The sequence below is a fragment of the Methylibium sp. genome, from assembly GCF_013817345.1.
Lineage (GTDB): Bacteria > Pseudomonadota > Gammaproteobacteria > Burkholderiales > Burkholderiaceae_C > Methylibium.
Map to the genome: position 1 here is coordinate 1 of NZ_JACDCW010000135.1, position 8,241 is coordinate 8,241.

7 protein-coding genes are annotated in these 8,241 nt (G+C 67.4%); 6 read left to right on the forward strand and 1 reads right to left on the reverse strand.

Annotated features, from left to right (window positions below; translation table 11 throughout):
* Positions 1 to 332: 332 nt before the first annotated feature.
* The 5 genes from H0W40_RS17995 to H0W40_RS18015 all read left to right on the forward strand — a co-directional run bounded on the left by H0W40_RS17995 (position 333) and on the right by H0W40_RS18015 (position 4,799).
* The gene (locus tag H0W40_RS17995) at positions 333 to 1,754 is read left to right on the forward strand and encodes a polyhydroxyalkanoate depolymerase (protein ID WP_292448998.1); all 1,422 of its coding nucleotides are present in this window, start codon (positions 333 to 335) and stop codon (positions 1,752 to 1,754) included.
* Positions 1,751 to 2,416, forward strand: coding sequence for an electron transport complex subunit RsxB (rsxB, locus tag H0W40_RS18000; protein WP_292449000.1), 666 nt, complete (start codon positions 1,751 to 1,753; stop codon positions 2,414 to 2,416). Before H0W40_RS17995 ends, rsxB begins: the two co-directional genes overlap by 4 nt.
* Before the next feature lie 150 nt (positions 2,417 to 2,566).
* Complete coding sequence (gene nth, locus H0W40_RS18005; RefSeq protein ID WP_292449002.1) at positions 2,567 to 3,205, forward strand: endonuclease III; 639 nt, start codon at positions 2,567 to 2,569, stop codon at positions 3,203 to 3,205.
* A 117-nt stretch (positions 3,206 to 3,322) separates the two neighbouring features.
* Positions 3,323 to 3,781 (forward strand): hypothetical protein, encoded by a 459-nt coding sequence (locus H0W40_RS18010; protein ID WP_292449003.1) that lies wholly within the window; start codon positions 3,323 to 3,325, stop codon positions 3,779 to 3,781.
* A 79-nt stretch (positions 3,782 to 3,860) separates the two neighbouring features.
* A complete protein-coding gene (locus tag H0W40_RS18015; RefSeq protein WP_292449005.1) occupies positions 3,861 to 4,799 on the forward strand; it encodes a DUF2145 domain-containing protein in 939 nt (312 codons plus the stop codon).
* A 7-nt stretch (positions 4,800 to 4,806) separates the two neighbouring features.
* Here the strand turns inward: H0W40_RS18015 and H0W40_RS18020 are convergent, their stop codons facing one another.
* Positions 4,807 to 5,274 (reverse strand): Lrp/AsnC family transcriptional regulator, encoded by a 468-nt coding sequence (locus tag H0W40_RS18020; RefSeq protein ID WP_292449008.1) that lies wholly within the window; start codon positions 5,272 to 5,274, stop codon positions 4,807 to 4,809.
* Between the two features lie 104 nt (positions 5,275 to 5,378).
* On the opposite strand from H0W40_RS18020, the gene mdeB reads away from it, so the two are divergent.
* On the forward strand, positions 5,379 to 8,033 hold the full coding sequence (mdeB, locus tag H0W40_RS18025; protein ID WP_292449011.1) for an alpha-ketoglutarate dehydrogenase: 2,655 nt from the start codon (positions 5,379 to 5,381) through the stop codon (positions 8,031 to 8,033).
* The last annotated feature ends 208 nt before the right edge of the window (positions 8,034 to 8,241 follow it).

The following is an 8,241-nucleotide window of genomic DNA, read 5'->3' on the forward strand; positions in this document are numbered from 1 at the left end:
GCGCAATGCAAGCCCCGCGCGGGGCAGGCGGCCGGGCCCGCAGTGGCGGACAAGGCAGCGGCTCGCGCGGCGGCCGCGCCGCCGCCCGCTGAGCGCACACTCTGTGCCCCACCGCACGGAACTGCGCCCGTACGGTGGTAGCCGTCACATACGGCCCGTCAACCCACATCTGCGCGCTTGCATTCACCCCGCGCTCTGCAAAGATGCACGGCTGCCACGGTTTAGAAAAAAGCCGGCCTCCCTATAATGTTGCAGTGCACCAATCGGTGTTCGGCAGCCAATCACGGCGTTCGGTTGCCGTTCCGTCGACCGACCTCTACTGCGGACTCACCATGCTTTATCAGTTGTACGAAACCCAGCGCGCCCTGCTCAGCCCCTTCGCGGAATTCGCGGGCGCCTCGAGCCGGCTCTACAGCCACCCGATGTCGCCCTTCGCGCAGGCGCCCGGCGCCCAGCGTCTGTCGGCCGGCTTCGACCTCATGCACCGGCTGACCAAGGAATACGAGAAACCGGAGTTCGGCATCACCGACATCAAGGTCGGCGGCACCGAGATCGTCGTGCAGCAGCAGACCGCAGTCGAAAAGCCGTTCTGCCGGCTGCTGCGCTTCAAGCGCTACACCGACGACGGGGCGCTGCTGCTCGAGATGCGCGACCAGCCCAGCGTGCTGGTCGTCGCCCCCTTGTCCGGCCACCACTCGACCCTGCTGCGCGATACGGTCAAGCTCCTTTTGCAGCACCACAAGGTCTACATCACCGACTGGATCGACGCGCGCATGGTGCCGGCCGAGGCCGGCGCGTTCCACCTGGCCGATTACGTGCGCTACATGCAAGAGTTCATCCGCCATGTGGGGCCCGAGGTCAACGTGATCTCGGTGTGCCAGCCGACGGTGCCGGTGCTCGCGGCCGTTTCGCTGATGGCCAGCAACGGCGAGAAGACGCCGCGCACCATGGTGATGATGGGCGGACCCATCGACGCCCGCAAGTCGCCGACCGCCGTGAACAACCTGGCGATGAACAAGCCCTACGAATGGTTCGAGCACAACGTGATCTACCGTGTGCCGCAGAACTACCCGGGCGCCGGCCGCCGCGTCTACCCGGGCTTCATGCAGCACAGCGGCTTCGTGGCGATGAACCCGCAGCGCCACATGACTGCGCACTACGACTACTTCCTCGACCTGCTGCGCGGCGACGACGAGAGCACCGACGCCCATCGTTCCTTCTACGACGAGTACAACGCCGTGCTCGACATGCCGGCCGAGTACTACCTCGACACCATCAAGACCGTGTTCCAGGACTTCGCGCTCGTGAACGGCACCTGGGAGATCGACGGCGAGCTGGTGCGCCCGCAGGACATCAAGACGACTGCGCTGCTCACGGTCGAAGGCGAGCTCGACGACATCTCCGGCTCCGGCCAGACCGCCGCCGCGCTCGATCTGTGCGCCGGCATTCCGAAGTCGCGCAAGCGCCATTACGAAGTGGCCGGTGCTGGCCACTACGGCATCTTCTCCGGCCGCCGCTGGCGCGAGTTCGCGTATCCCGAGATTCGCGAGTTCATCCTGAAGCACCAGAAGCCTTGGCAGGATGGCGCCGTGGCGCCCGCCGTGCAGGCTGCGGCAAAGCCCATCGCCGCCAATGCCGTCGCGAAGCCTGCCGCAAAGCGCATCGCAAAGCGCATCGCAAAGCCCGTCGCCAAAACGGTCGTCAAGACCGCGACCAAGACCCCAGCAAAACGGCGACTGACCGCGGCGCGGTGAGCACGCTGGCCGACGCCATCGATGCGGCTTTGCCGCAGACGCAGTGCACGCGCTGCGGCTACCCCGATTGCCGAGGCTACGCGCAAGCGATCGCAGCGGGTGAAACCGGCATCGATCGCTGCCCGCCGGGCGGCGCCGAAGGGATTGCCCGGCTGACGGCACTGACCGGCCGCCCGCTGCTGCCGCTCGATCCGGCGTGCGGCAACGAAGGCCCGCTGCGGCTGGCCGTCATCGACGAAGCCGCGTGCATCGGCTGCACCCTGTGCATCAAGGCGTGCCCGGTCGACTGCATCGTCGGTGCGGCCAAGCTGATGCACACCGTCATCGCCGCGCAATGCACTGGTTGCGAGCTGTGCGTTCCGGCCTGCCCGGTCGACTGCATTTCGATGGAGCCCGCCGAGCCCGGCCCGAATCTACCGACGGGCTGGGCCGCATGGTCGGCCGCACAGGCCGAAGCGGCACGCTCACGCTATCGGGCGCGCAACGAACGGGCGCGGCGCCTTCAGGGCGAATGCGACGAGCGCCTGGCGGCCCATGCTGCGCCGCGTGCGGGAGAGTCAGAGGGCAAGCCGGACGCGGCCGCGACGGCTGACGCAGGCCGCTCAGCGGTAATCGAAGCGGCGCTGGCCCGGGCCCGGTCACGCCTCGCGCAAGACGGTTGAGCCGGAGGCTGTCGCTTCTGCCTTTTTGCGGCGTTCTCCTTCAGCGTCGGCATGCGGAGCGCAAGGTGCGGGCAAGCGGTCGGCACCGAGCGCATTCGCCGTCGCTCCTGCCGCATCAGCGCTCGGTGAGCCGCTGCCAGAATCGCGCCGATGAAAGCAGCCGCAGTCGAGACGTTCTTCAGCATCCTGCGCGACGCCAACCCCGAACCCGCCACCGAACTCGTCTACAGCTCGGTCTTTGAACTGCTCGCCGCCGTGCTGCTTTCAGCGCAGGCCACGGACGCCGGCGTCAACAAGGCGACGCTCCGCCTTTTCGCGGTGGCGCCGACGCCGCACAAGATGCTCGCGCTGGGTCTGGACGGGCTGACTGAGCACATCCGCAGCATCGGCCTGTACCGCAGCAAGGCCCGTCATCTGCTGGAGACCTGCCGGCTGCTGGTCGAGCAGCATGGCGGCCACGTGCCGAACACGCGCGAGGCCCTCGAAGCCTTGCCCGGCGTCGGCCGCAAGACCGCCAACGTGGTGCTCAACGTGGCTTTCGGCGAGCCGACGATGGCGGTGGACACGCACATCTTCCGCGTCGGCAACCGCACCGGCTTGGCGCCGGGCAGGACGCCGCTCGAGGTCGAACTCCAGCTGATGAAACGCGTGCCGCCGAACTACCTGCAGGACGCCCATCACTGGATGATCCTGCACGGCCGCTACGTCTGCCAGGCGCGGCTGCCGCGCTGCTGGGAGTGCGCCGTCGTGGCGCTGTGCGACTACCGGCCGAAGACGGAGAAGCCTTGACACGGGCACCGCTCTCAGCTGCCTACATCCGCTCCACGCGGCAACAACGTGCCCGCAGCGCGAGCTGCCGCGCTATCCTCACCGCGAGATTTCTTACGGCTTTCGGAGCTTGTGACCATGACCTTCACTCCTGCGCACCTCGCCTGCATCGCCGCCCTGTGCCTCGCCACGGCGACGCCCGCTCACGCCGACAGCTTCGCCTCGTCGGCATCGAGCGCCGGCTCGGCCTCGTCCGGCAGCGTGTCCGACTCGATCGAAGGCTCGAGCGACAGCTCCACGGACGACAAGGAAGTGGCCGAAGGCGACTACCGCATCATCGAAGTCGCCGAGCTGGCCGAACGCCCCGGCATGCTGCGGCTGAAGCTGCAGGCCACCGACGATGCGACCCGCGAGTTCTTTCTCTCCCTGCCGCAGCAAACACTCACGCAGCGCGGCATGGCGCGGGGCGACGTGGTCAGCGCCCGCCACCGCCCCTACGGCCTGGAGTTTGCGCGCGCCGACACGCGCGAGGCCTTCTTCCTGGTGCTGGCCGACGACTGGCACCGCGAACTCGAGTCGCACGCCGTCACGCTTTGAGGCCTCGCCCGCGCAGCCGGACGTGGCAACCGTTGCGAAGCAAGGCCGCGGCGAGCCGGAACGTGGCCCTGCCACCGTTGTGAGACTCACGCGCGCGCTGGTGTTGGCCGCCGGCCTGTGCGGCGCTGCAGCCGGCAGTCAGGCGTCGTCATCGGACGCCTCGCGTTTCTGTGATCGCGAATCGCCGCTGAGCGCACCACAGCAAGACCGCCTGCTGCGCTTCGCCGCGATCGTGCGGCAGGAACTGGACGCGTCCGGCCATAGCGTGGCCCTGGTCGCTCGCTCGGGCCTGGACCTGGCACGCTTCGGCTTGCGTTACTCGCATGCCGGCGTGAGCCTGAAGGCCAGCGCCAACGGGCCGTGGTCGGTGCGGCAGCTCTACTACGCCTGCGACGAGGCCCGGCCGCGGCTCTACGACCAGGGCATGGCCGGATTCCTGTTCGGCACCGACGACCCATCGATCGGCTTCGTGTCCATCGTGCTGCTGCCGCCCCCCGAGGCCGCCGCGCTGGAACGCACCGCGCTCGACAAGGCGCTCGCGTTGCGGCTGCTGGCGGGGCGGTACAGCGCCAATGCGCATCCGTACAGCCTGCGCTTTCAGAACTGCAATCAGTGGGTGATGGAGTTGCTGGCCACTGCGTGGGGTGCCACGGACCGCGTGAACGCTACGGATATCGCGGGGGACGCCGACGGCCCGCGCGAACGCGCGCAGCGTTGGCTGATGGCGCAAGGCTATGCGCCGCGGCCGGTGCAGGTGGGCTCGCAGGCGCTGATGTTCGCCGCCAACTTCATCCCGTGGGTCCACGTCGCCGACCATCCGGAAGAGGACCGCTTCGCGCTGCAGTTCCGCACCAGCACGCCGGGTTCCATCGAAGCGTTCGTACGCGAGCGGGTTCCAGGCGCCGAGCGCATCGAGCTGTGTCACGACGAACGGCAGGTGGTGATTCGTCGCGGCTGGGAGCCGCTGGCCGATGGATGCCGACGCGGGGACGGCGACCGCGTGGTGACGTTCGATTGAGGTCGCGTCAATGCGCAGGCAGTGGCAAGGCCGTCTTGTAGCGCACCTGTTTCAGGGCGAAGCTCGAGCGGATCTTCTCGATGCCAGCGATGGGAGTCAGTTGCTCGAGGATGAATTTCTCGAGCGCTGCGATGTCGGCAACGGCGACGCGAATCAGGTAGTCGCTGTCGCCCGTCATCAAGTAGCACTCCATCACCTCGTCGTGCTCGACGATGCGCTGCTCGAATTCGGCAAGTGACGCCTTGCTTTGCGTGCGCAGGCTGATGGAGATGAAGACGTTGAGCCCCAGCCCGAGCGCCGCCGCATTGGCGATGGCGACATAGCGGTCGATCACGCCGCCCGCCTTGAGCGCCTTCACGCGCGCGAGGCAGGGCGAAGGCGAGAGGTGCACGCGGCGAGCGAGATCGACGTTCGACAGGGCGCCGTCGCGCTGCAATTCGTCAAGGATCCGAAGATCCACGCGGTCCATATTCATGAAATGCCGTGTTCAGTAAGAGTCACGGCACTTTATACGGCCAACGCGCCTTGGAAGCCGCGTTACAGCAGCCCATGACGGATCGATCGAATTAAAGTTTCGACATGAATGCTCTTTCTGATCCTCATTTCAACCCCGTGGTCGACCTGTCCTCGATCAGCAGCGACCCCGACCCGCAGGAAACCGCGGAATGGCGTGCAGCCTTCGCCGCGCTGGCCGAGGCGCATGGCCCGGCGCGCGCCCGCTGGATGCTCGACGAACTGGCCCGCGTGGCGCGCCAGCAGCGCATCGGCTGGCAGCCCGAACTCGCCACCCCTTACGTCAACACCATCGCCGTCGAAGCGCAGCCCGCGTTCCCCGGGGACCTGGCGGTGGAAGAGCGTCTGGCCTCGTTGATGCGCTGGAACGCGCTCGCCATGGTCGTGCGCGCCAACCAGGCCTACGGCGAACTCGGCGGCCACATCGCCAGCTATGCCAGCGCGGCCGACCTGTTCGAATGCGGCTTCAACCATTTCTTCCATGCACGCACGGGTTCAGGCCAAGGAGCGCACGGCGGCGACCTCGTGTTCTTCCAGCCTCACAGCGCCCCCGGCGTCTATGCGCGCGCCTTCCTCGAAGGCCGCCTCAGCGAAGAAGACCTCGCGCACTACCGCAAGGAACTCACCGCACCGGCCTTCACCACCGGCAAAGGCGCACGCGGCCTGAGCAGCTATCCGCATCCCTACCTGATGCCGGACTTCTGGCAGTTCCCCACCGGCTCGATGGGGATCGGCCCGATCAGCTCGATCTACCACGCGCGCTTCATGCGCTACCTCACGCACCGCAAGCTGCTCGACTGCGAGGCGCGCAAGGTGTGGGGGGTGTTCGGCGACGGCGAGATGGACGAGCCCGAATCCATGAGCGCGCTCACGCTCGCGGCGCGCGAGAAGCTCGACAACCTGGTGTGGGTGGTTAACTGCAACCTGCAGCGCCTGGACGGCCCGGTGCGCGGCAACGGCCGCATCATCGATGAGCTGGAGAAACTCTTCGCCGGCGCCGGCTGGAACGTCATCAAGCTGGTCTGGGGCAGCGACTGGGACGGCCTGTTCGCGCGCGACACCACGGGCGCCCTGGCGCGCGCCTTCGCGCAGACGGTCGACGGCCAGATGCAGACCTTCGCGGCCAAGGACGGGCGCTACAACCGCGACACCTTCTTCGGCCAAAACGAGGAACTCCCGCGCCTCGCCCAAGGCATGACCGACGAGCAGATCGACCGCCTGAAGCGCGGCGGACACGACCTGGTGAAGATCCACGCCGCGTACGCCGCCGCAGCCGCCCACCGCGACCAGCCCACCGTCATCCTGGCCCACACCAAGAAGGGCTACGGCATGGGCGCCGGCCAGGGCAAGATGACCACGCACTCGCACAAGAAGTTCGAGAGCGCCGACCTCATCGGATTCCGCAATCGCTTCAACCTGCCGCTCACGGACGAGCAGGCGACGTCGCTGAGCTTCATCAGACCGGCCGACGACAGCCCCGAGATGCAGTACCTCGAGGCCCACCGCGAGGCGCTCGGCGGCTCGATGCCGCGCCGCGAGACGGCCTGCGACGTGGTGCCCAAGCCGGAACTCCCGGCCTACGCGCAGTTCGCCCTTGCGGCCGACGGCAAGGACATGAGCACCACCATGGCCTTCGTGCGCATGCTCGGGAATCTGATGAAGGACAAGGCGCTCGGCGAGCGCATCGTGCCCATCGTGGCCGACGAGGCGCGCACCTTCGGCATGGCCAACCTCTTCAAGCAGGTCGGCATCTATTCGAGCGTCGGCCAGCGCTATGCGCCGGAAGACATCGACACGATCCTGAGCTACCGCGAAGCCACCGACGGCCAGATTCTCGAAGAGGGCATCAGCGAGGCCGGCGCCCTGGCAAGCTGGACCGCGGCGGCCACCAGCTACAGCGTGCACGGCCTGGCGATGCTGCCCTTCTACATCTACTACTCGATGTTCGGCTTCCAGCGCGTGGGCGACCAGATCTGGGCGGCTGCCGATCAGCGCGCGCGCGGCTTCCTGCTCGGCGCCACCTCGGGGCGCACCACGCTCGGCGGCGAGGGGCTGCAGCACCAGGACGGCACGAGCCACTTAGTCGCCGCGACCATTCCGAACTGCAAGGCCTACGACCCGGCCTTTGCGGGCGAGATGGCGGTCATCGTGGATGCAGGCATCCGCGAGATGATGGTCGAGCAGAAAGACGTTTTCTACTACGTCACGCTGATGAACGAGAACTACACGCAGCCGAGTCTGCCGGCCGAGGCGCATGCCGATGTGCTGCGCGGGTGCTACCGCTTCGGGCGGTACGGTGACGCCGATGCGCCGGCGCAGATCACCTTGCTTGGCTCTGGTGCGATCCTGACCGAAGTGGTCAAGGCCGCGCAGATCCTTGCTGAAGAGGGCATCGGCGTGGAAGTGTTCAGCGTCACGAGCTGGAGCGAGCTGGCGCGCGATGGTGCGGCCTGCGAATCTGCTGCCTTGCGTGGCGAGCCGGCGCGGGAGCCCTTCGTCGCACAGCAACTCGCGAAGAGCACCGGCCCGATCGTCGCCGCCACCGACTACGTTCGCGCCGTGCCCGAAAGCATCCGTGCCTACCTGCCCCCGGGCCGCAGGCTGCTCACGCTGGGCACCGACGGCTTCGGGCGCAGCGACACGCGCGCGGCGCTGCGCGATTTCTTCGGCGTGGATGCGCAGAGCATCGTGCGGGCAGCGCGGCACGCGATGCGTCGATGACGAAGCGCAAGTTCTGATACGAAATTGCGTTCATACGCATCGAATTGAAGCCGTCGAAGAGTCGTAGCGGGTTTCGGTTCGTGTTCGGAATGCCGACTGTGCAAGCTCAGCGCGCGAGCGCTGCGCCGGGTCGCTGTGTTGCGTTCATGTCCCCCGGGCCGGGCTCACGCCCAGCCCTCCTCCTTGACTTCACTCCACACAGCAACCC

Bases quoted from the DNA above. Each gene is read 5' to 3' on its own strand.
- H0W40_RS17995 (WP_292448998.1), top strand. From the start codon at position 333: ATGCTTTATCAGTTGTACGAAACCCAGCGCGCCCTGCTCAGCCCCTTC.
- mdeB (WP_292449011.1), top strand. From the start codon at position 5,379: ATGAATGCTCTTTCTGATCCTCATTTCAACCCCGTGGTCGACCTGTCC.
- H0W40_RS18020 (WP_292449008.1), bottom strand. From the start codon at position 5,274: ATGAATATGGACCGCGTGGATCTTCGGATCCTTGACGAATTGCAGCGC.
- H0W40_RS18010 (WP_292449003.1), top strand. From the start codon at position 3,323: ATGACCTTCACTCCTGCGCACCTCGCCTGCATCGCCGCCCTGTGCCTC.
- nth (WP_292449002.1), top strand. From the start codon at position 2,567: ATGAAAGCAGCCGCAGTCGAGACGTTCTTCAGCATCCTGCGCGACGCC.